This is a genomic window from Pseudoalteromonas sp. NS-SX12 (assembly GCF_057367955.1).
Map to the genome: position 1 here is coordinate 1,820,900 of NZ_CM170634.1, position 22,349 is coordinate 1,843,248.

Sequence of the window (22,349 nt, forward strand, 5' to 3'; positions counted from 1 at the left end):
GTTCGAAGTGTCCACACAGATGATTGTTAGCTAAGCAATAGCTTAGTTAATTTGCTCTTTAAAAATTTGGAAAGCTGACAAACTTTAAATTAAGTATTTCTTAGGAAATACAATATTTAATTTAGAGTTCTCAAAATAAAGTAAAGAAAATATGCCGCAACATTAAGTTGTTGTTGGTATCTACTTTAGTATTCAATATTTAACTTCTGGCGGAGTTAAAAACTGTCTTTAGCAATACAAACCATTTTGGGTTGTATGGTTAAGTGACTAAGCGTATACGGTGGATGCCTTGGCAGTTGGAGGCGATGAAGGACGTATTAACTTGCGATAAGCCTAGTCAAGCTAGTAAAAAGCGCTTGAGACTAGGATTTCCGAATGGGGAAACCCACCACTTAGTGGTATCACTTACTGAATACATAGGTAAGTGAGGCGAACCGGGAGAACTGAAACATCTAAGTACCCCGAGGAAAAGAAATCAACCGAGATTCCGAAAGTAGCGGCGAGCGAAATCGGATTAGCCCTTAAGCTGTAATGTAGTTAGTGGAACATTCTGGAAAGTTTGACGATACAGGGTGATAGTCCCGTACACGAAAACTTATTTACAGTGAAATCGAGTAGGTCGGAGCACGTGAAACTTTGACTGAATATGGGGGGACCATCCTCCAAGGCTAAATACTCCCAACTGACCGATAGTGAACCAGTACCGTGAGGGAAAGGCGAAAAGAACCCCTGTGAGGGGAGTGAAATAGAACCTGAAACCGTATACGTACAAGCAGTAGGAGCAGATTCGTTCTGTGACTGCGTACCTTTTGTATAATGGGTCAGCGACTTATATTCAGTAGCGAGGTTAACCATTTAGGGGAGCCGTAGTGAAAGCGAGCGTTAACTGCGCGTTTAGTTGCTGGGTATAGACCCGAAACCCGGTGATCTAGCCATGGGCAGGTTGAAGGTCAGGTAACACTGACTGGAGGACCGAACCGACTATCGTTGAAAAGCTAGCGGATGACCTGTGGCTAGGAGTGAAAGGCTAATCAAACCGGGAGATAGCTGGTTCTCCCCGAAATCTATTTAGGTAGAGCCTCGGACGAATACTATTGGGGGTAGAGCACTGTTAAGGCTAGGGGGTCATCCCGACTTACCAACCCTTTGCAAACTCCGAATACCAATAAGTAATATCCGGGAGACACACGGCGGGTGCTAACGTCCGTCGTGGAGAGGGAAACAACCCAGACCGCCAGCTAAGGTCCCAAAGTGTATGTTAAGTGGGAAACGATGTGGAAAGGCCCAGACAGCCAGGAGGTTGGCTTAGAAGCAGCCATCCTTTAAAGAAAGCGTAATAGCTCACTGGTCGAGTCGGTCTGCGCGGAAGATGTAACGGGGCTAAACATACCACCGAAGCTGCGGCTGCGAATTTATTCGCGGGGTAGGGGAGCGTTCTGTAAGCTGTTGAAGGTGTACCGGGAGGTATGCTGGAGGTATCAGAAGTGCGAATGCTGACATGAGTAACGATAAAGCGGGTGAAAAACCCGCTCGCCGGAAGACCAAGGGTTCCTATCCCATGCTAATCAGGGTAGGGTGAGTCGACCCCTAAGGCGAGGCCGAAAGGCGTAGTCGATGGGAAACGGGTTAATATTCCCGTACTTGGAATAATTGCGATGGGGGGACGGAGCAGGCTAAACAAGCATGGCGTTGGTTGTCCATGTGAAAGTATGTAGGCTGGAAACTTAGGCAAATCCGGGTTTCTAAGGCTGAGATACGAGACGACACACTACGGTGTGGAAGTTGTTGATGCCATACTTCCAGGAAAAGCCTCTAAGCTTCAGATTATTTCGAATCGTACCCCAAACCGACACAGGTGGTCAGGTAGAGAATACTAAGGCGCTTGAGAGAACTCGGGTGAAGGAACTAGGCAAAATTGTACCGTAACTTCGGGAGAAGGTACGCTCCTATCTGTGATGAGACTTGCTCTCTAAGCGGACGGGAGTCGCAGTGACTAGGTGGCTGGGACTGTTTATTAAAAACACAGCACTCTGCAAATTCGAAAGAAGACGTATAGGGTGTGACACCTGCCCGGTGCCGGAAGGTTAATTGATGGGGTTAGCTTCGGCGAAGCTCTTGATCGAAGCCCCGGTAAACGGCGGCCGTAACTATAACGGTCCTAAGGTAGCGAAATTCCTTGTCGGGTAAGTTCCGACCTGCACGAATGGTGTAACCATGGCCACGCTGTCTCCACCCGAGACTCAGTGAAATTGAAATCGCAGTGAAGATGCTGTGTACCCGCGGCTAGACGGAAAGACCCCGTGAACCTTTACTACAGCTTGGCACTGAACATTGACCCTACATGTGTAGGATAGGTGGGAGGCTTTGAAGCACAGTCGCTAGATTGTGTGGAGCCGTCCTTGAAATACCACCCTTGTAGTGTTGATGTTCTAACATAGGCCCCTGAATCGGGGTTGTGGACAGTGCCTGGTGGGTAGTTTGACTGGGGCGGTCTCCTCCCAAAGAGTAACGGAGGAGCACGAAGGTTTGCTAAGTACGGTCGGACATCGTACGGTTAGTGTAATGGTAGAAGCAAGCTTAACTGCGAGACAGACACGTCGAGCAGGTACGAAAGTAGGTCATAGTGATCCGGTGGTTCTGAATGGAAGGGCCATCGCTCAACGGATAAAAGGTACTCCGGGGATAACAGGCTGATACCGCCCAAGAGTTCATATCGACGGCGGTGTTTGGCACCTCGATGTCGGCTCATCACATCCTGGGGCTGAAGTCGGTCCCAAGGGTATGGCTGTTCGCCATTTAAAGTGGTACGCGAGCTGGGTTTAGAACGTCGTGAGACAGTTCGGTCCCTATCTGCCGTGGGCGTTTGAGAATTGAGAGGGGCTGCTCCTAGTACGAGAGGACCGGAGTGGACGAACCGCTGGTGTTCGGGTTGTGATGCCAATTGCATTGCCCGGTAGCTACGTTCGGAATCGATAACCGCTGAAAGCATCTAAGCGGGAAGCGAGCCTCGAGATGAGTTCTCACTTTAACTTGAGTTAACTGAAGGGCCGTTGAAGACTACAACGTTGATAGGCAGGATGTGGAAGTGGTGCGAGCCATTAAGCTAACCTGTACTAATTACCCGTGAGGCTTAACCATACAACGCCAAAGTGGTTTATAACCCGCAGAAGTTGAATAGCTCGAAAAGAGCAAAGTACTAAAGTAGAAACTTTACGAATTGAGATAAAAAGACAGTTTTCCAGATTTAGATTTAAGACAAGCTCTTAAGTCAACCAGATTTGCTTGGTGACTATAGCGTTTTGGAACCACCTGACCCCATGCCGAACTCAGAAGTGAAACGAAACAGCGTCGATGATAGTGTGGGTTCGCCCATGTGAAAGTAGAACATCGCCAAGCTCCTAATTAAAGAAACCCGTTGCTTAAATGCAACGGGTTTTTTAAAGCCTAAAATAAATAATAAAAAGCAAATTACGAATTTGCTTGGTGACTATAGCGTTTTGGAACCACCTGACCCCATGCCGAACTCAGAAGTGAAACGAAACAGCGTCGATGATAGTGTGGGTTCGCCCATGTGAAAGTAGAACATCGCCAAGCTCCTATTTAAAAGAAAGCCTCAACATTATGTTGAGGCTTTTTTGCATTTGAACTCCAGAAAAGATAGGGCGAACGCCCACGTGACTCTCCACCGCTGTGGGCACTTGAACATCACCATGCTCCTAACTAAAAAGCCCGCTCAATGAGCGAGCTTTTTGCGTTTAAGCGCTTAATGGATTCACACCACTATAATTTATCCATGATGCTGGGTTCCATCGTGCATCCTTGCGCTCACTTCCTCAGGCTGCGAAAATCCGTTAACTACGGGCGTCCTGTCTTCCGTCCTTCGGACCAGCAGAGCTGTTCAAAAATATTCCGGATATTTTGTCGGCCCATCGTTACCCATGTAACTCTTCACCGCTGTGGGCACTTGCACATCTCCAACGCTATTGATTATGTAGGTCAAAGCCCTCTCATCGAGCGGGCTTCTTACATCTTAACTCAGTACAGAAAGGGGCTACCATCTTTATTTGGTTATTATCTGTCGTTGAAACTTTAAGGCTGGCTTTTGGATATTACTTATCAGAAGTTACTAAGTATTTACCATTGCTAACAAGTAGTAGTAACTGCGAAACGACTCTGCTTTATTATGAAATCTAAAGTCTTTAACTAACAATTTATATATCGCTACGTAAATAACCCTACTCGTAAACTAATCGCTTTGATTTATCATCGATATATAGTTTTATTTTCAAGTAATAAGTCCACTATGCAAGAGTGTTAATTAGGATTTGAGTTTATTTCCTAACCAGTTGAGTCGTAAACATAAAAAACTACTTGCTGTGGTACTATTAGTTTGTATAATGCAATTACTTTATAAAGCGTAGCCTTTGTATTGTAATTTGTGCCAGTGTGATGGAATTGGTAGACATAGGGGATTCAAAATCCCCCGCAGCAATGCGTGGCGGTTCGAGTCCGCCCACTGGTACCATTTAATGCAAAAAGCATTAAATAAAATTAGCCGACGTAAGTCGGTTTTTTTGTGCCTGAAATTAGCTTGTTTTAACTTTAATTAGCGTGTGATCTTAACTCTAGGTTAGAATAACGCATCCCATAGATTTAAGGTTTTACTACTTTTATGTCAAATATCGAACAACGAACTGGTTTTATGCGTCGTCTAGCATCATGGGTATACGATGCGTTAGCGACAATCGCGATTATTATGTTGGCGCAGATTATCTTCCTTGGCGCTCTTGAGCTGCTTCTTTCATTGGGTTTAATCAGTAAAAGTGAAGATGCAGACATCTCTCACTTTGTAACAACCCAACCATGGAACTTTATTAATCAGTTTTATTTAGTGTGTGTGGCTTGCTTCTTTTATGTTTACTTTTGGACCAAGGGCGGCCAGACAATCGGTATGCGTGCATGGCGATTAAAAGTGAGAAACTTAGACGGTACACCTATTAGTAAGCCACAAGCGCTTATCAGAGCGATTACGGCGTTATTAGGGCTAGGAAATTTGATAGTACTAATTGATTTCAAGAACAAACGTTCACTACAAGACTATCTTGCTAAGACGGAAGTTATTACGCTGTCGAAAGAAGAAAATAAAAAGGTGTATCGCGAGCTCGATTAATATTTTACGAGCTCTGGAGACATAGTTCAGAAACTAAAAGGCGCTATTATTGGCGCCTTTTTAGTAGAAAAGTCGCAATTGCGATAAAAATCAAACTAGGCATTATTGCGCCAATTGACGGATGTAATTCATACACTAATACAAACGGGCCAAAAATACGGTCTGTTAAATGAAATATAATACCTGTCACCACGCCCATAATAATTCGTGCGCCCATTGTTACACTTCTTAGTGGGCCAAATATAAATGACAGTGCCACTAATAACATCACAGCGATAGTAAGTGGTTGCATTACTTTACGCCAAAACGCTAGGTCATAGGTGCTGGTATCTTGGTCATTCTCTTTTAGGTATGAGAGGTAAGAATACAAGCCTGTGAAAGACAATGTTTCGGGTTTAACTGATACTACACCAAGCTTTTCCGGAGTAAGTTTTGACTCATAGAAATAGTTTTCTGATATAGATGTATCTGTACTATTTGCATCAATTGCTAAATGTTGCACTTTATAAAGTTGCCAACCGTTTTGTTCTGGAATCGCTTTTTCTGCACGTTTGATTGTTTGCAGTTCCAATCGCTCATTAAATTGGTACATGGTTAAACCATCTAAGCGACCCGACTCATCGACATTATTGATATTGATAAAAGTATTGCCATCTTTAGCCCAAACGCCTTTTTGTGCGTTAAAGATGCTCCCGCCGGATATTTCCATTGTACGAAGCTGCTTAGCCGTTTTTTGCGCTTCAGGTACAACCCATTCAGCGATTGCCATCATCACAACTGCTAAGACCAGTGCAGTTTTCATCACTGAACGAATAATTTGAAAACGTGATAAACCGGCTGCTTGCATAACGACAAGCTCGCTGTTTGAAGCAAGCGCGCCAAGCCCAAGCAGGCCACCAATTAATGCAGCCATAGGAAAGAATACAACGATGTCGTAGGGCATGCTGTACAAGGTGTATAAAACAGCATCTACGATATCATATGTACCGCGGCCAACCGATCTTAGTTGCTCTATAAACTTAATAAGTGTACCAATGCCTACTAATACGAGTAGGGTAAAGGCTGTGGTTTGCAATAAACTGCGACCTAAATAGCCATCTAAAATTCTCATGCTACGGCCTCCTTCTTACTAAACCAAGCTCGAATTGTGGAGCCTAAAGGCCTATCGCGAAGAATTAAAAAGGCACCTATAAACAGAGCACTTAGGTGAATCCACCAAAGGCCAATAGATGTCGGCACTTTACCTTCTTGTACTAAAAACGTGCCTGCATTCAACAGCACAAAGTAACCCAAATAAAGGGAAATCGCAGGTACTAACTTGGCGAACTTTCCTTGTCTTGGATTAACTACCGATAGCGGCACAGCAATTAGGGTTAAGAGTGGGATTGATAATGGCACCGCTAATCGCCATTGAAACTGCGCAATCGCCTCGGTTGTACCTTGCTCTAATAATTGCATGGATGGCAAGGCTTCTAATTTACGGCGTTTTTGCTCGATTGCTTGATCTTGAATTTGCACTTCGTAGTTAGTGAATTCTGTTAGCTGAAGTTGCTTACTGCCCGCAGGGTTTTCATAACGCTTACCATCACTGAGCACTAACTTTTGTTCGCCGGTATTTCTGTCTTCTTGTACTTTGCCTTTTTCGGCGTATACCACTTCCGATGTAGGACCATTTTTATCACTATCTATTTGCGCATAAAAAACACGGTCTAGCTCAGTACCATTTTGTTTAATATCGTGAATAAACACCACGGCTTTTTCGTTATCGGTTTGTTGAAAGCGTCCTGAGCGAAGCGCAGCGAGGCCTGCATCAGCTTCAATCTTTTCTTTTAGCTGATATTCATGTTCGTTTGCCCAAGGTGCAAGGGTTAGCGTTAAAAAGCCTGCCAGCACCGCCAACACAGTAGATGACACGAGTGTTAAGCGAACTACGTACCATTCGCTTACACCGCATGCCTTTAATACTGTCATTTCGCTGTCGGCATAAATGCGACTGTAGGCCAAAATAATGCCAAGGAAAATACTTAACGGTAAAATTAAAGATGCCAATTGTGGCAGCTTTAATAGCACCATTTGCAACACCAATTGGCCGGGAATAGAGCCCTCTGCAGCGTCAGCTAAAATCGAGACAAATTTCTGGCTGACGAAAATAGTCATCAAAGTGAGGAATACAGCGAGCTGTGATTTGAATACTTCTGTCGATAAATAGCGAAAGATTAACACCGCGACCTCTACAAAACTTGTCTTTTTACTGGAATAGTCTGAAATTTTAAGTAAACTTTGTATTTTTACAACTTAAATATATGCCATTAGGACTTAAATTTAAAAATTAAGTTTGTTTTGGTTTAATTTATAGTCAAAATCACTCAGGAGTCGCTATGGAATTTAGCGTTAAAAGTGGCAGCCCAGAAAAACAACGCAGTGCATGTATTGTCGTGGGTGTTTATGAACCTCGTCGTTTATCACCAATTGGCGAGCAACTCGATCGTATTAGCGATGGTTATATTTCTAATTTGCTACGCCGCGGCGATTTAGAAGGTAAGCCTGGGCAAATGTTGCTATTACACCATGTACCAAACGTGTTAAGTGAGCGCGTGCTATTAGTTGGTTGTGGTAAAGAACGTGAGCTTGATGATAAGCAATATAAGCAAATTATTTCAAAAACCATTAGTACGTTAAACGATACGGGCTCAATGGAAGCAGTATGTTTCTTAACAGAATTACATGTTAAAGGTCGCGATACCTACTGGAAAGTACGCCAAGCGGTAGAAACAACACAAGACAGCCTATACGTTTTTGATCAGCTAAAGAGTAAGAAAAGCGAAGCGCGTAGACCGCTTCGTAAAATCGTTTTCAACGTACCTACGCGCCGCGAATTAACCATTGGTGAAACGGCGATTGAGCATGGTCTTGCGATTTCACACGGCCAAAAACTGTGTAAAGACGTTGCAAACATGCCACCAAATATCTGTAACCCAGCGTACCTTGGTGAGCAAGCAAAAGAACTTGAAGCAAATTACGACAACGTAAAAGTAAACCTCGTTGGTGAAAAAGAAATGGAAGAGTTAGGTATGCACTCATACCTAGCAGTAGGCCGTGGTAGCGCGAATGAATCGATTATGTCGGTTATTCACTACACAGGCGCGCCAGAAGACAAAGCACCAATCGTGTTAGTGGGCAAAGGCCTAACTTTTGACTCAGGTGGTATTTCAATTAAGCCAGGCGAAGCCATGGACGAAATGAAATACGATATGGGTGGTGCTGCAGGGGTACTTGGTACGATGCGTGCGATTGTTGAAATGCAATTGCCAATTAACGTGATTGCAGTGCTTGCAGGCTGTGAGAACATGCCAAGCAGCAATGCATACCGCCCAGGTGATATTTTAACAACCATGTCTGGTCAAACAGTGGAAGTATTAAATACCGATGCTGAAGGCCGCTTAGTATTATGTGATGCATTAACCTATGTTGAAGCATTTGACCCTGATACCGTAATTGACGTAGCGACGTTAACAGGTGCATGTATTATCGCACTTGGTCATCAAACATCAGGCTTACTTGCAAACCACAATCCACTGGCACATGACTTATTAAAAGCGTCAGAGCTAAGTGGTGACCGAGCATGGCAATTACCGCTTTGGGATGAGTATCAAGAACAGCTAGAAAGCCCGTTTGCCGATTTCACTAACTTAGGTGGACGTGCAGCCGGTACAATTACTGCGGCATGTTTCTTATCGCGCTTCACTAAAAAGTACAATTGGGCTCACCTTGACGTTGCTGGTACTGCATGGCGCAGCGGCAAAAACAAAGGTGCAACAGGTCGCCCAGTTGCAATGTTAACTCAGTATCTATTAAACCGTGCTGATGTTAATATGGAGCAAGATGCCTAAAGTGATTCTAGAGGCAGTTTAATGAACGCAGTATTTTACGTTCTAAAACAACTAAATGAGCCGGTAAATTCCATTCCGGCTCATTTTGATCTAGCGGCAAGGCTAGCTGCAGATTGTTACCGACAGGGAAAAAAAGTATTTATTCTTGTAGATAATCAAGAGGATGCACATGTAATAGATGAGCACCTGTGGCAATTCGAAGTAGATAGCTTTGTGCCTCACAATCTGCAAGGCGAGGGACCACAAGCAGGATCACCTGTTGAAATTGGCGAGTCAGCGCCAGTGGCAAATCGCAAAGTGATAATAAATCTGGCCAAAACGGTGCCTGATTTTATTCGTCGCTTTTCAGAGGTATATGATTTTGTACCTGCTGATGAACAATTAAAAGGCGTAGCGCGTGAACGCTACAAAGTAATGCGTCAACTAGGGGCGCATTTGTCGACACAAGAGATAGAGATTTAGTATTAAGGTTCTGTGCAATGGATAAAACCTATAATCCACAAGATATTGAACAGTCGTTATATCAAGGCTGGGAAGAGAAAGGCTACTTTAAACCGTCAGGTAAAGGTGACGCGTATTCAATTATGATCCCACCGCCAAATGTCACAGGTAGCTTGCACATGGGCCACGCCTTCCAAGATACCATCATGGATACGCTGACACGTTTTAAGCGTATGCAAGGCAATAACACCCTTTGGCAGGTTGGTACTGACCACGCAGGTATCGCAACGCAAATGGTTGTAGAGCGTAAGCTTGCAGCTGAAGAAGGTAAAACACGCCACGAGCTTGGCCGTGATAATTTCATTGACCGTATTTGGCAATGGAAAAATGAATCTGGCGGTACTATTACCAAGCAGTTACGTCGTCTAGGCGCGTCTGTAGATTGGGATCGCGAACGCTTTACGATGGACGAAGGCCTTTCAGAAGCGGTTAAAGAAGTATTTGTTCGTCTTCATAAAGAAGATTTAATTTACCGTGGTAAGCGTCTTGTAAACTGGGATCCAAAATTACACACGGCAATTTCAGATTTAGAAGTTGAAAACAAAGACAAGCAAGGTCATATGTGGAACCTGCGTTATCCACTGGCTGATGGCCTAACAACACAAGATGGTAAAGATTACATCGTAGTTGCGACAACGCGTCCTGAAACCATGTTAGGTGACACGGGTGTTGCAGTAAATCCAAATGACGAGCGCTACCAAGACTTGATAGGTAAAGAAGTAATTCTGCCAATTGTAAATCGTCGCATTCCAATCGTTGCCGATGAACACGCCGATATGGAAAAAGGCACAGGCTGTGTAAAAATTACGCCTGCGCACGATTTTAACGATAACGAAGTAGGTAAACGCCAGCAACTACCGATGATCAATGTGTTTAACAAAGACGCAGCGGTATTGACTGCAGGTGAAGGTTATACATTTGATGGTAAGCCGCAAGAAATCGACGCACCAATTCCAGAGCGCTTCCATGGTCTTGACCGTTTTGATGCGCGTAAAGCGATTGTAGCTGAATTTGAAGAGCTTGGTTTACTAGAGAAAATCGAAGATCACAGCCTAACTGTTCCTTACGGCGACCGTTCAGGTGTGGTTATTGAACCACTTCTTACCGACCAATGGTATGTCCGTGTGGCACCACTGGCAGAGCCAGCAAAACAAGCAGTTGCTAATGGCGACATTAAGTTTGTGCCAGCGCAATACGAAAACATGTACAACGCCTGGATGAATGACATTCAAGATTGGTGTATTTCACGTCAGCTATGGTGGGGTCACCGTATTCCTGCATGGTACGATGCTGAGGGTAACGTATATGTAGGCCGCAGCGAAGAAGAAGTACGTAGCGAAAATAACATCGCTGCGGATGTTGCACTTACACAAGATGAAGACGTACTTGATACTTGGTTCTCATCAGCACTTTGGACGTTCTCAACACAAGGTTGGCCTGCACAAACTGAAGACTTAAAAGTATTCCACCCATCAGATGTGCTGGTAACGGGTTTTGATATTATCTTCTTCTGGGTTGCACGTATGATCATGATGACCATGCATTTCATCAAAGATGAAGACGGCAAACCACAGGTGCCATTTAAAACGGTTTACGTGACTGGCCTTATTCGCGATGAAAACGGCGATAAGATGTCTAAGTCAAAAGGTAACGTACTTGACCCAATCGATATGATTGACGGTATTGACCTTGAAAGCTTAGTAGAAAAGCGTACCGGTAACATGATGCAGCCACAACTGGCGGCAAAAATTGAGAAAAACACCCGTAAAACGTTTGAAAAAGGCATTGAAGCACACGGTACTGATGCACTGCGCTTTACGCTTGCTGCAATGGCATCAACAGGACGTGATATCAACTGGGATATGAACCGTTTAGAAGGTTACCGTAACTTCTGTAACAAGCTTTGGAACGCGAGCCGTTACGTATTAATGCACACAGAAGAAAAAGACTGTGGTTTTAATGGCGGCGAGATGACGCAGTCACTTGCAGATCGTTGGATCTTAGGTCAATTCCAAAACACGGTTAAAACATTCACCGATCATTTAGATAATTACCGTTTTGACTTAGCAGCAAGCACCATTTACGAGTTCACTTGGAACCAATTCTGTGACTGGTATCTTGAGCTAACGAAGCCGGTATTGTTTAAAGGTAATGAAGCAGAACAACGCGGGACACGTAACACGCTAGTAACGGTGCTTGAAGGCTTACTGCGCTTAATGCACCCATTAACGCCATATATCACTGAAACAATCTGGCAACGTGTTGCACCTATTGCAAACATTAACGCCGATACCATTATGCTACAGGCATTCCCTCAGTTTGATGAATCGCAGGTAGATGAATCAGCGATGGCGGATCTTGAGTGGGTTAAGCAGTTTATCGTTGCGATTCGTAACATCCGTGGTGAAATGGACATTAGCCCTAATAAGCCTCTAGACGTACTGCTTAAAAACGCAAGTGATGAAGATAAGCGTCGCCTTGAAGAAAACGCAAAGTTCTTAGCATCACTAGCTAAATTAGAATCTACAACTGTATTAGCTGAGACTGACGAAGCACCCGCATCTGCTACGGCATTAGTCGGTGGCTTAGAAGTGCTTATTCCAATGGCGGGTCTTATCGATGTTGAAGCTGAACTTGCACGTATTAGCAAGCAGCTTGAAAAAGCACAAAAAGGCCTAGAGCAAGTAGAGCGCAAGTTAGCAAATGAAAAGTTTGTTAATAATGCCCCGGAAGCAGTACTTGCTAAAGAGAAAGAAAAGCTTGCTGAATACAGTGAAGCGAAAGCCAAGTTACTAGAGCAAAAGGCTAAAATCGAAAGCCTTTAATCTATAAACTTAATAAAAGCCGCGTCTATCGCGGCTTTTTTATTTGTACGTAATCATTTACTTACCGTTACAAAATTCGTGAAGATTGCATCGCAAAATATTGACTCGCGAAGTGACTTTAAGACATAGTGATAATGTAACATTATTACAAAAAATACTGATAAAAAAGGAAACGCACAATGCGCATTAAAGCGATCGCAGCTGCACTTGCATTTAGTTTTGCAGGCTCAGCATTTGCCGACGAAGGTATGTGGCAACCACATCAATTACCTGAATTAGAAGATATTCTTAAATCAAAAGGTTTAGCAATTGACGCTAAGTCAATCTCAAAGCTTACCGAATTCCCAATGAATGCCGTAATCAGCTTAGGTGGTTGTACAGCATCATTTGTATCGCCAAAAGGTTTGGTAGTTACTAACCACCACTGTGCTTATGGTTCTATTCAGTACAATTCAACTACTGATAACAACATTTTAGAAAATGGCTTTTTAGCAAAAAAACCATCTGAAGATTTACCAGCAGCACCTGGTTCACGTGTGTATGTTACTGAAGAAGTGACGGATGTAACGGCTAACGTGAAAAAAGGCACTGAAACACTTACTGGCAAAGCGCGCTACGAAGCCATTGATGCAAACCGTAAAGCACTTGTTGCTGAATGTGAAGAAGACAAAGGCTACCGTTGTAATGTTTATACGTTCCACGGTGGATTAGAGTATTACCTAATTAAATCGCTTGAAATTAAAGACGTGCGTTTAGCTTACACGCCAGCAATGGGTGTGGGTAAATACGGCGGTGATATTGATAACTGGATGTGGCCGCGTCACACAGGTGATTTTGCATTTTATCGTGCATATGTAGGCAAAGATGGCAAACCTGCCGAGTTTTCAAAAGATAACGTACCGTTTGAATCTAACTCATTTTTAAGCGTGAGCGCTAAAGGCGTGCAAGAAGGTGACTTTGTGATGGTAACTGGCTACCCAGGCCGTACTAACCGTTACCGCGTATCACCTGAAGTGGATTATGTTTTTAACACGGCATACCCACTTGCGCGCAAGCATAACTCTAAATACGTTGAGCTAATCGAAGAAAATGCACCTGAAGGTTCGCAAGAGCGTATCGCATACGAAAGCACGATTGCTGGCTACAACAACTACATCAAGAACTATGGCTCAATGATTGAGAGCTTCAAAAAAGGTTCTATGTATACGCGTAAGCAACAATTTGAACAAGATTTACAAGCATGGATCAACAGCGATAGCGACCGCAAAGCAAAATACGGTAACGTATTAGCTGATTTAGAAGCGCTTGTTGCAGAGTCTCAAAAGCACAACCAACGCGATCGTATGTTAGGCTACGTTCACCGCTCACAAATGATTTCAACAGCACGTATGTTGTATCGTTTAGCTGTTGAAAAGCAAAAGCCAGACGCAGAGCGCGAAAGTGGTTATCAAGAACGTGACTTACCGCGCATCGAAGCGCGTCTTAAGAGCATGAGCCGTCGTTATGCCGAGCCAGTTGATAAAGCAATTCTACTTCACTTCTTAGAGCTATATGCTGCATTACCAGCAAATGAGCGTATTACTGAGGTAGATAGCGCTTTGGCACTAGAAAATGGCTTTAATAAAGCTAAGCATTCAGCCATGTTAGATGACATGTATGCAAATTCTAAACTAGCGGATGAAAAAGCCCGTTTATGGATGCTGGATTTAGACCTTGCGCAGCTTGATCAAAGTAACGACCCATTTGTGAAATACGCAAAAGCGATTTTCAGTGTAATGAAGTCAATTGAAGATCAAGATAAAGAGCTTGTAGGTAAAATGCAGGCGGCGCGTCCAGCATTAATGGAAGCGATTATTGCGTACAACAAATCACTTGATAAGCCTGTATATGCAGATGCAAACAGCACATTACGTGTAACTTACGGTACTGTGGGTGGTTACTCACCGCAAGACGGACTAGTTGCAACGCCGTTTACTTCACTTGAAGGTCTGCTTGCGAAAAATACCGATGTTGAACCATTTAACTCACCGAAAAAGCAAAACGACTTAATCAAGCAAAAGCAGTACGGTGATTACACCGGTGGTATGAACACAGTACCAGTAAACTTCTTGTCAAATGTTGATACAACAGGTGGTAACTCAGGTTCACCAACGCTTAACGGTAACGCAGAACTTGTTGGTTTACTGTTTGACGGTGTTTACGAAAGTATCATTGGTGACTGGGATTACGATGAAAACTTAAATCGTTCAATTCATGTAGATTCACGTTATATGCTTTGGGTTATGGACAAGGTTGATAACGCGCAGAATTTACTAGATGAAATGAAGATTGTGCGTTAAACAATCTTTCTACTAAATTAAAAAGGAGGCGTATGCCTCCTTTTTTATGAGGTAAACACAATGCAATTAAAATGGATTGACTCGCAACACATTGCGCTGGCGCTACTTGATGAACACCCCAACGTTGATCCACGTGAAATTAGGTTTACCGACTTACGTGATTGGGTGCTTGCATTAGAAGATTTCGATGACGATCCAAGCCATTGTGGAGAGCGAATATTAGAAGCAATTCAAATGGCTTGGATTGAGGAGTATGACTAAATAACTTAGGCTAAGCTATGAAAAAGCTCTTCCGCATCTTCTTTTATATCTTGGTAATCTTCTTCATCAAGGTCGAGCACGGTTAATACTTTTTCTTGCATATCAGGCCAATCAGGCGAATGCACAAAGCGACGATTTACGTGCACTATGTCTTCAGCCATTTTCAGTGTTGCGTAGGTGAGTTGGTCTTGGCTAAAAGTAGGTGTGTCTAAATACGCATCGTCATGATGACGTAATATAAGTTGGCAAATATTCTTTGGAAGGTTCCAACTGGTAGCCAAAAAGTAACCGATTACAGCATGATTTGTGCGGTACGCTGCTTCTTCACGTGCAACAAGAGATAGATGGTAATTGCGGTTAGACTCTTCCAGTACATCAACATAATTAGCGTAGTTCATCGCCATCGCAGGAATGCCTGCATCGTGAAATAACCCCACCATATGTAAATTTTCAGTTGGCACTTTTGCTTTAAGCTTTTTACCAATCAAGGTTGAGATAGCTGCGATTTCGCTAGCGGTATCCCAAAAACGCTCTAGTCGAATGCAGCATTTGTCTTGATCAAACGCTTTTTCAAGTAAAAAACCTGTCACTAAATTGGTTATGCCTTCCAAACCTAAAAACATAACCGCTTGTTTAATGTCGGTTATTGTTCTGGCAAGGCCGTAATAAGGGGAATTAATAACCTTTAATACCATAGCGGCAATGGCTACATCACCAGCCACAATATTGGCAATATTGTTAAGTTCTGGCGAATCACTATTTAATTCAGTTTGCAGTGATTGCAGTAATTCAGGTTTTGGGGGAATCGTAAAGCCAGATTCTAGATCAGTAAGAACCTTACTATCAATTTCGATCATTATAAGCACCTTAATCAACGAGTGGCGCCATTATACTTGGTCTTTATTTCTCATGTTAGAGCTAAATCAAAGGAATTACGTTTATCATTATCAAATATTTGAGCATAATAGAACGCTAATTTGTTCAATTATAAATTTTAGGCTTGGTTTTGCGAAAGTTACTGCTCATATTACTGATTTTCCCGATTTTTTGTTACGGTGAATGGCTATCCGATGAAAAAGCAATTATGGGCACATCAGTCAAAATAACACTTTGGCATCATGATAAAAGCCATGGTGAAGCCGCCATTAAGGCCGTTTTTGATGAAATGGAACGAATTAATCAGCTAATGAGCCCCTACATAAATAGCAGTGAGCTTTACAGTGTGAATAAAAATGCGGCAATCCAACCAGTTAAAATCAGTAATGAGTTATATCTATTAATCAAACAAGCCCAACTAATTTCAGCACAAACCAAGGGTGCATTCGATATTACCTTTGCCAGTGTCGGCTTTTTATATAATTATCGCGAGCGTATTTCACCTAGTAATCAAGTGCGAGACACCAGCCAAGCCTTAATCGATTATCGTCAAGTTGAGCTAAACGACAAAAATCAAACAGTACATTTTAAGCAGCAGGGCATGAAAATTGATTTAGGCGGCATTGCAAAAGGCTACGCTGTTGATAATGCCATTACAATTTTACAGAGTCAGGGCATCGATTCGGCGTTGGTAAGTGCGGGTGGAGATACCAAAGCACTTGGCAAACACGGAGACAGGCCGTGGTTACTCGCCATTCAAGATCCGCGTAAAAAAGGCAAACACGCCATTCAATTACCGATGGAGAATGAAGCAATTTCTACCTCGGGCGATTACGAACGTTACTTTATTCAAGATGGCATACGTCACCATCATATTATTGACCCAAAAACCGGCCATTCAGCTGCTAAAGTACAAAGTGTATCGATTATTGGTCAACGAGGTGTGATGACAGACGCGCTGTCGACCAGCGTTTTTGTGCTGGGTGTAAAGGATGGTTTGGCATTGATAAATTCAATGCCAAACTTTGAGGCGTTGATTATTGATAAAGACCGCAAGCTGCACTTTTCAAATGGTTTGTTAGCCCATTAAAGAGGCGTCGCCGAGTGCATTTGTGATTACGCAATCGGCTCAAACGCAATTAAGCTGTCCATTAATCTGGCGTTACCTAAGCCATGCATCGGGAATAAATTAGCAAAATTGCCTTGCTCACCATGTAGTGCCATGTAATTGAGAATAACGGTTTCAACCAGTAAGTTAACATTGTTTGCTGCAGGTCCCGATGCCGTTTCTACTGACGCATCGCGACGCATATAACCAATTTGTTGACGCTTAGCTTGTTGCTCGGGCGTTGCACCTAACAACTGTGGCGTGCCTTGAGGGTTATAGACCAAGAAGAACGACGCTGAGGTTGATGAGTTGTCGCCTGTCCAAACACCTTTACCGCGGCCAAATTCTGAATCATCTATCATACCGTTACTGGCAACAGAGCCATCACTGTAAACATACATCATTAGTGGCACGCCAAGTCTTGCGGCATACTCTAAGCATGCGCCCATACAACGCCCTGCACGTAAATCGCGAATTTCACCGGTCGCTCTATCGCCAGTGTGGTAATCAAAACCACCCATAGTGATAGTACCTGCGCCGGCATAACCGTTAAGCACTAACTTCATAATCGAAGCTGTTTTTCTAAACTCGCCATCTTGGTTAAGTTCTTCGGCAGTAAAAATAGCATTGTCACCGGTGATCAATGGATCTGTCATCGGATTTAAGTTGTCAGGGTTACCAAAACGGTCGGTAATATCTGCAGTTTTAACGTAACCGCAGCGTACCAAGTCTTTCAGTACATCATCGCGGCTTATTTGAGTGCTTACGCTATTTAGCTTCATATCACTAATGCGCTGAATGGACTCCATCACCGCAACGGCGTCACTTTGGTCAAGTAAACCAACTAAATCACCGGTATCGACAAGGCCTGTAACATCACTGGGCCTGTCTATTTTGGTAGGGCGTTTGGCCGCATCAAATAAACTATCGGGCGACATAGAGTTCGCACCGGAGTCGGAGTTACGAGAACCGACTAAACTCAGCAGTGAGCCATCGGCGCCAACACGGTTTATGCCAAACATCGGGTTATGCGGGTTAGTGCCGGTATCATTTTCAGAGCGTGCTGGGATCACCGCTCCATTAATATTGGCGCGATTAGTCACGGATACTTTTTCAAGTATGCCTTGTAAAAATTGACTGTCAGAGTGAAATGCCAATCCCAGTTCACTATTAACAAAATCGCTTAACCCAGTTTGCGCATTGGCGATTGGTGGGATCATATCGCCCGGTAAACCGAGTTTGCTGTAGCCTTCGGTCGATAAAAAATCCATTTGCCCATTAGGGCCACCAACCAGTACATTTGAGCCAGCGATGTTTGCGCCACCGGCCAAATCAAAGCAAATAAAGGGGATTTTTCCAGCGCCAGAGGTGGCAATACCACAACTTTGTTTAAGCGCTTCTAAATCACTGGAAAGTGTACTTTGTGCTTGTAGTGGGCTTGAGAATAAACTAAACAATGAACCACTAAAAAACGTGCCTAATCCTGCGGCAAACCCCTGCGCGATAAAATCGCGACGGCTGATTGGTTTACTGTGATCTTGGTGCAGTAATGGTGTATCTGGGTTGAGAATATGATTTTGTTTTTTCATAACATTTCCATTACTTAATTATTGTTGCTGCGCTGCCAACGATTGCTGAGCAGCTGGCTTTAGCGATAATTAAAGTACGCGCAGCATCACAGTCTTGAGGGCAGCGATTTAAGCGCTGAATAAGTGCGTTTAATTCTTGTCGCATGCTGTCGTATTGCGGTGCTGATGCGAGTTCTTGGCCAAGCAAATAATGCGATAATCCAGAGCTAAATTGCAAAGTGCGCTCAGGCGTAAATGCCACATCGGGTGTTGTATTAAGGTCGAAATCTGCAAATGCGTTTGAACGCAGAACTGGATCGTCGATAAACGCGCTACAGTACTTAATTGCTAATTGTGAAATCGCCATTTGGTTAGCTGCAACAAAACCATCAAGGGTATTTACGGTAGGTAACTGTTGTTTTAACTGTTCATAGGTTTGCGCTATTTCAGCAAGTTTTGTACTTACCCCCGTCATTTGGGCCATTGAAAAGTTAATTTCAGAAAATGCTTTTATGCCGATATCGCTGCTGAGCTCAGCTGGAAATTCAATGGGGAAAGGCGGTAATTCACCTGGCACTCTGACAAATTGGTGCTCACCCAGTACATCAAACGACAAAAAGAACTCATCGTTATTGGGGCCTTGTTCTAAGGGAATTAAACTACCCAAGCGTGAAAGCGGCTGCCCAATTTGGCTTGAATAATTACTGCCTAGGGTTGCTTTAAGGTTTGCAAAGCTTTGTCCTAATGGGCTTTCTTTGCCATTAATACCAATGCGTATGCCTTCAAGTGCAATGGCTTGCGGTGATACATTGCTATCAAGTGACAAGAAAAACGGTTCTTTAAACAAGTAGCTATAACTATCGAATTGACTCACTTCTGCAATAATGTAACTGCGCGGTAAGTCTATGAGCTCGCTTACAGAGAATAATAAAAAGAACTTTTCACCGACACCTACATCGTAGTTTTGAGCAATTTGTTCAGGTGTAATCGCGCGATTGTGAAGGGCCATCATGCGCACTTGACCATGCCATTTAAAATTACTGCTGGTTTCACTGCCAACGACAAGGGCAAAGCTTGCATCCCAATTAGACAGTACGCCTTGATTATCTTCTTGTTGCGATATCAAGTTGCCATTAACGTAAATGCGTTTGCCATTGACCGGATCAAAGGTCAGTACCACATGCTGTAAGGTAGCTTGCAGTACTTCATCATTATTAGGCGTTGACAACATTGGCTCACCATTACTGCTGGTGGTGTTATCACGTAATAAAAAGTCGTAGTTATAAAGTGTTTGGCCGAGTGTAAAGTTACGACGATCGTCACCCCCTGAATAACTAATAATCCGGGCAGGGCCTTCTTGTGTCACGTTGTCAGGTACAAGCCATGCTTCAAGGCTAAATTCACCTGTGGCTGTAAGCATTTTGTGTAGTTTCGCGCTCGCGCTAGTTGATGCTTGCGCGCGGCCTCCATTGAGTTTAATGCCCCAACCACCAACCCAAGAGACATCGCCATTAAAGGTTAAGTTAGCAGCTGGCTCAACGCCACTGGTGTCGTAGGCAGTAAACCCTTGGCCTGATTTAAATTCCCACTTTGCAATAATGTGTTGCTCAAAACGGTTACCATTGTTAGCAACAATGCCTTCGGTGAGTTTTAATGCTTTGCTGAGCACTAATGCATCATCAACTTGGTTCGTTGGAATTGCATCGGCCATTTGCGTAATGGCTTCTTGCATAAGGGCTGCATCGCTTTCGCAATCGGACCAGCAGTTATGAAATTCGCTGCCTAAACGCAGTACAAAACGTGATAATTCAGGTTGGTTTAAATCTATTTTTGCTTGTGCAACTTGATAAGCAGCGTCTGCATTGGGTTCAGCAAAGTAGGGCGCTACAGGAAATGCTGCACTGCTACTATGACAGTTTGTACAGTTTTGCTGCAAAATCGGGTGAACATACGTGGTAAATAATGCACTTGATGCAGGAAAACTTTTACTGCTACCGGGGACTTTAAGAATTGGGTCGTCAAAGTCAATGGTGGTCGCAGTGTTATCTGTTTGCGCCCATTCGCTTATCCAAGTCGTAAGGATATCGGCGCACACGCTATCGCTTTGTTGCCAACAGTTATGACCGCCCGCCACTTTTGTTACTAACAATGAGTCTTTTGGTGAGGTTAAATTGATGAACCCATTAATTGCGCCATAGGCAAGGTTTATATCGTCGCGTCTTGCAAATTGCGGGGATTGACCTTGTTCATTATGGCAAGCACCACATTTATCATTACCAACAAGGTTATCCCAAACAGCTATTTTAAATTTTTGTATGTCTGCGGTTTCTGCGGCGGGGCCTGAGTAAACAAACTCTCCCGAATCATCAATAGGGGGTTTTGGTTGTTCTTTTACTTCAGAATCTGAGCCACAGCCACTCAGTAATGCCATTAGCAAAAGCGATAAAAAAATGCGCATGTTAATCTCCTTTGCAATAGTTGGCAGTTGCAGCAAACACGGTTTTTAGTTTGTAGCCTGAGCTTTTAAAGGTATCGGTAATTGTTGCGAGTGTAGTTGCATCTTGTTGATTTTGTATTTTGCGTAAACACACTTTTTCAAACACTTTACTTACTTGGCAACTGGCAAATTGCTCACTGTAGGCGATTTCTTTACCTAAGCTTTTTGCGCCATTACCGCTTCCTGAAAGTTGTTCATCCCAACCCAAACGGCGGTTTAACCCTTGTCGCCAATAGTTGTCCCATTTATCGGATTCAGTAATAAAGCCAAACTTAAATGTTTCGCTATTGATATGGTATTTACCTTGCACGGTATTGGCTTGGTAACTCAATTGACCATTCTCGCCAGTAAGATCGTTATCGCGATCGTACTCGAAATTATAATAAGCATAGGCTTGCGCCATTGGATCCATACCTGAATGGCAACCGCTGCACGAGTTCATAAAAATGCGGCTATCGCCACCAGGACTGCGGCTAACATCTTGGCGAATACGGTTAGTTGCAATGCTGGTATCTTTAAGAGCGTCTAGGTCGGTACACATATGATTGATAAAGGTATAGCGAAACATTGCTCGGTTTGTGCCAGCAATAAAAAATGCTTTACTGGCAGCACGCGAAGTAATTACTCCGCTTGTCGCTTCAATAGGTAAATTAGTCACGCTTGATTGTGTTTGGCGCGTCAGCGTGTCTTTTAAATTAAGGGCGCTTAGCTCAAGTGCAGCGTAATGATCATTATTACTGATTGAATAATTCGGCACATTAGCACTTGCGGCGGCCGTATAAATAATGTCCTCAAATAAAATAGAGCGAAAGTCTAAGTCATCCCTTACCACGCCCATAATGGTGGCGGTGTAGTCGTTGAGCGGCTGGTGTACATCAAAGTCGCGATTGGTCCAGGGTGTCACCCAATCTTTTAAAGTCACGCGGTAAAAAGCGTCATTTTCCATAGCAAGCTTAGCGGCATCATCGCCTTTACCTGCTTCAAGCAAACTGACCATATTTTCAAGCACAGTAGCGCTTGGTGATACGCCTGTTAAACGGGTATGTATGCGATTGGCTTGCTCTTCAACACCAGCAAATGCCGAACTTGCGCTCATCGCTAAGATCAGTACTAGCGTTTTACTAAATAAATGGGGAGATGTTGTATTGTGTGGTAGTTGCATATCCATTTTGCTAGTTGACCTTGATAGAGGTACGCATGTTAACATTGTTAATGCATAAACGGTAAAGAAAAGTTATTGTAAAAATATCTTTGCGTGCAATAATATTATATTGCTAAATTTTCATTCTAAAATAATACTAAATAATGGTTTGT

13 protein-coding genes, 1 tRNA gene and 3 rRNA genes are annotated in these 22,349 nt (G+C 43.3%); 11 read left to right on the top strand and 6 right to left on the bottom strand.

The features are described 5' to 3' along the window. Positions 1 to 257 precede the first annotated feature (257 nt). From AC2IOM_RS08470 to AC2IOM_RS08490, 5 genes are all read left to right on the top strand, one after another. Positions 258 to 3,138, top strand: a 23S ribosomal RNA gene (locus AC2IOM_RS08470). A gap of 143 nt (positions 3,139 to 3,281) precedes the next feature. Then, positions 3,282 to 3,396, top strand: a 5S ribosomal RNA gene (rrf, locus tag AC2IOM_RS08475). A gap of 83 nt (positions 3,397 to 3,479) precedes the next feature. Next, positions 3,480 to 3,594, top strand: a 5S ribosomal RNA gene (gene rrf, locus AC2IOM_RS08480). An 846-nt stretch (positions 3,595 to 4,440) separates the two neighbouring features. Then, positions 4,441 to 4,525: transfer RNA gene (locus tag AC2IOM_RS08485), tRNA-Leu, on the top strand. Between the two features lie 147 nt (positions 4,526 to 4,672). Continuing rightward, positions 4,673 to 5,170 carry an RDD family protein gene (locus tag AC2IOM_RS08490; RefSeq protein ID WP_105171802.1) on the top strand — a complete coding sequence of 166 codons (498 nt, stop codon included), beginning with the start codon at positions 4,673 to 4,675 and terminating at the stop codon, positions 5,168 to 5,170. 46 nt (positions 5,171 to 5,216) lie between these two features. Here AC2IOM_RS08490 and lptG read toward each other — a convergent pair whose 3' ends face one another. After that, complete coding sequence (gene lptG, locus AC2IOM_RS08495; RefSeq protein WP_486358109.1) at positions 5,217 to 6,281, bottom strand: LPS export ABC transporter permease LptG; 1,065 nt, start codon at positions 6,279 to 6,281, stop codon at positions 5,217 to 5,219. Continuing rightward, on the bottom strand, positions 6,278 to 7,393 hold the full coding sequence (lptF, locus tag AC2IOM_RS08500) for an LPS export ABC transporter permease LptF (protein WP_010559569.1): 1,116 nt from the start codon (positions 7,391 to 7,393) through the stop codon (positions 6,278 to 6,280). The genes lptG and lptF overlap by 4 nt, the downstream gene beginning before the upstream one ends. A 155-nt stretch (positions 7,394 to 7,548) precedes the next feature. On the opposite strand from lptF, the gene pepA reads away from it, so the two are divergent. From pepA to iscX, 5 genes are all read left to right on the top strand, one after another. Then, on the top strand, positions 7,549 to 9,060 hold the full coding sequence (gene pepA, locus AC2IOM_RS08505) for a leucyl aminopeptidase (RefSeq protein WP_010559570.1): 1,512 nt from the start codon (positions 7,549 to 7,551) through the stop codon (positions 9,058 to 9,060). 21 nt (positions 9,061 to 9,081) lie between these two features. Next, positions 9,082 to 9,522 (top strand): DNA polymerase III subunit chi, encoded by a 441-nt coding sequence (locus tag AC2IOM_RS08510; protein WP_010559571.1) that lies wholly within the window; start codon positions 9,082 to 9,084, stop codon positions 9,520 to 9,522. A gap of 17 nt (positions 9,523 to 9,539) precedes the next feature. Next, on the top strand, positions 9,540 to 12,386 hold the full coding sequence (locus AC2IOM_RS08515; RefSeq protein WP_486358110.1) for a valine--tRNA ligase: 2,847 nt from the start codon (positions 9,540 to 9,542) through the stop codon (positions 12,384 to 12,386). Between the two features lie 179 nt (positions 12,387 to 12,565). Continuing rightward, positions 12,566 to 14,725, top strand: a complete 2,160-nt coding sequence (locus AC2IOM_RS08520) for a S46 family peptidase (protein ID WP_486358111.1) — start codon at positions 12,566 to 12,568, stop codon at positions 14,723 to 14,725. A gap of 60 nt (positions 14,726 to 14,785) precedes the next feature. Further along, complete coding sequence (iscX, locus tag AC2IOM_RS08525) at positions 14,786 to 14,986, top strand: Fe-S cluster assembly protein IscX (RefSeq protein ID WP_138630071.1); 201 nt, start codon at positions 14,786 to 14,788, stop codon at positions 14,984 to 14,986. Between the two features lie 5 nt (positions 14,987 to 14,991). On the opposite strand, the gene AC2IOM_RS08530 is transcribed toward iscX, so the two are convergent. After that, positions 14,992 to 15,843 (bottom strand): HDOD domain-containing protein, encoded by an 852-nt coding sequence (locus AC2IOM_RS08530; RefSeq protein WP_138630073.1) that lies wholly within the window; start codon positions 15,841 to 15,843, stop codon positions 14,992 to 14,994. Positions 15,844 to 15,992: 149 nt separating this feature from the next. Here AC2IOM_RS08530 and AC2IOM_RS08535 point away from each other — a divergent pair, with 149 nt between their 5' ends. After that, positions 15,993 to 16,952 carry an FAD:protein FMN transferase gene (locus AC2IOM_RS08535; protein ID WP_486358112.1) on the top strand — a complete coding sequence of 320 codons (960 nt, stop codon included), beginning with the start codon at positions 15,993 to 15,995 and terminating at the stop codon, positions 16,950 to 16,952. A 26-nt stretch (positions 16,953 to 16,978) separates the two neighbouring features. On the opposite strand, the gene AC2IOM_RS08540 is transcribed toward AC2IOM_RS08535, so the two are convergent. The 3 genes from AC2IOM_RS08540 to AC2IOM_RS08550 are packed head-to-tail and all read right to left on the bottom strand — an operon-like array spanning position 16,979 to position 22,197. After that, positions 16,979 to 18,559, bottom strand: coding sequence for a general secretion pathway protein GspF (locus AC2IOM_RS08540; protein ID WP_100913830.1), 1,581 nt, complete (start codon positions 18,557 to 18,559; stop codon positions 16,979 to 16,981). Positions 18,560 to 18,569: 10 nt separating this feature from the next. Then, entirely contained in the window at positions 18,570 to 20,996 is a 2,427-nt protein-coding gene (locus AC2IOM_RS08545) for a LamG domain-containing protein (protein WP_486358113.1), read from the bottom strand. A gap of 1 nt (position 20,997) precedes the next feature. Next, a complete protein-coding gene (locus tag AC2IOM_RS08550; protein ID WP_486358114.1) occupies positions 20,998 to 22,197 on the bottom strand; it encodes a hypothetical protein in 1,200 nt (399 codons plus the stop codon). Between the last annotated feature and the right edge of the window lie 152 nt (positions 22,198 to 22,349).

Bases quoted from the DNA above. Each gene is read 5' to 3' on its own strand.
- AC2IOM_RS08545 (WP_486358113.1), bottom strand. From the start codon at position 20,996: ATGCGCATTTTTTTATCGCTTTTGCTAATGGCATTACTGAGTGGCTGT.
- AC2IOM_RS08550 (WP_486358114.1), bottom strand. From the start codon at position 22,197: ATGCAACTACCACACAATACAACATCTCCCCATTTATTTAGTAAAACG.
- AC2IOM_RS08530 (WP_138630073.1), bottom strand. From the start codon at position 15,843: ATGATCGAAATTGATAGTAAGGTTCTTACTGATCTAGAATCTGGCTTT.
- pepA (WP_010559570.1), top strand. From the start codon at position 7,549: ATGGAATTTAGCGTTAAAAGTGGCAGCCCAGAAAAACAACGCAGTGCA.
- AC2IOM_RS08520 (WP_486358111.1), top strand. From the start codon at position 12,566: ATGCGCATTAAAGCGATCGCAGCTGCACTTGCATTTAGTTTTGCAGGC.
- AC2IOM_RS08515 (WP_486358110.1), top strand. From the start codon at position 9,540: ATGGATAAAACCTATAATCCACAAGATATTGAACAGTCGTTATATCAA.
- iscX (WP_138630071.1), top strand. From the start codon at position 14,786: ATGCAATTAAAATGGATTGACTCGCAACACATTGCGCTGGCGCTACTT.
- AC2IOM_RS08540 (WP_100913830.1), bottom strand. From the start codon at position 18,559: ATGAAAAAACAAAATCATATTCTCAACCCAGATACACCATTACTGCAC.
- AC2IOM_RS08490 (WP_105171802.1), top strand. From the start codon at position 4,673: ATGTCAAATATCGAACAACGAACTGGTTTTATGCGTCGTCTAGCATCA.
- AC2IOM_RS08510 (WP_010559571.1), top strand. From the start codon at position 9,082: ATGAACGCAGTATTTTACGTTCTAAAACAACTAAATGAGCCGGTAAAT.
- lptG (WP_486358109.1), bottom strand. From the start codon at position 6,281: ATGAGAATTTTAGATGGCTATTTAGGTCGCAGTTTATTGCAAACCACA.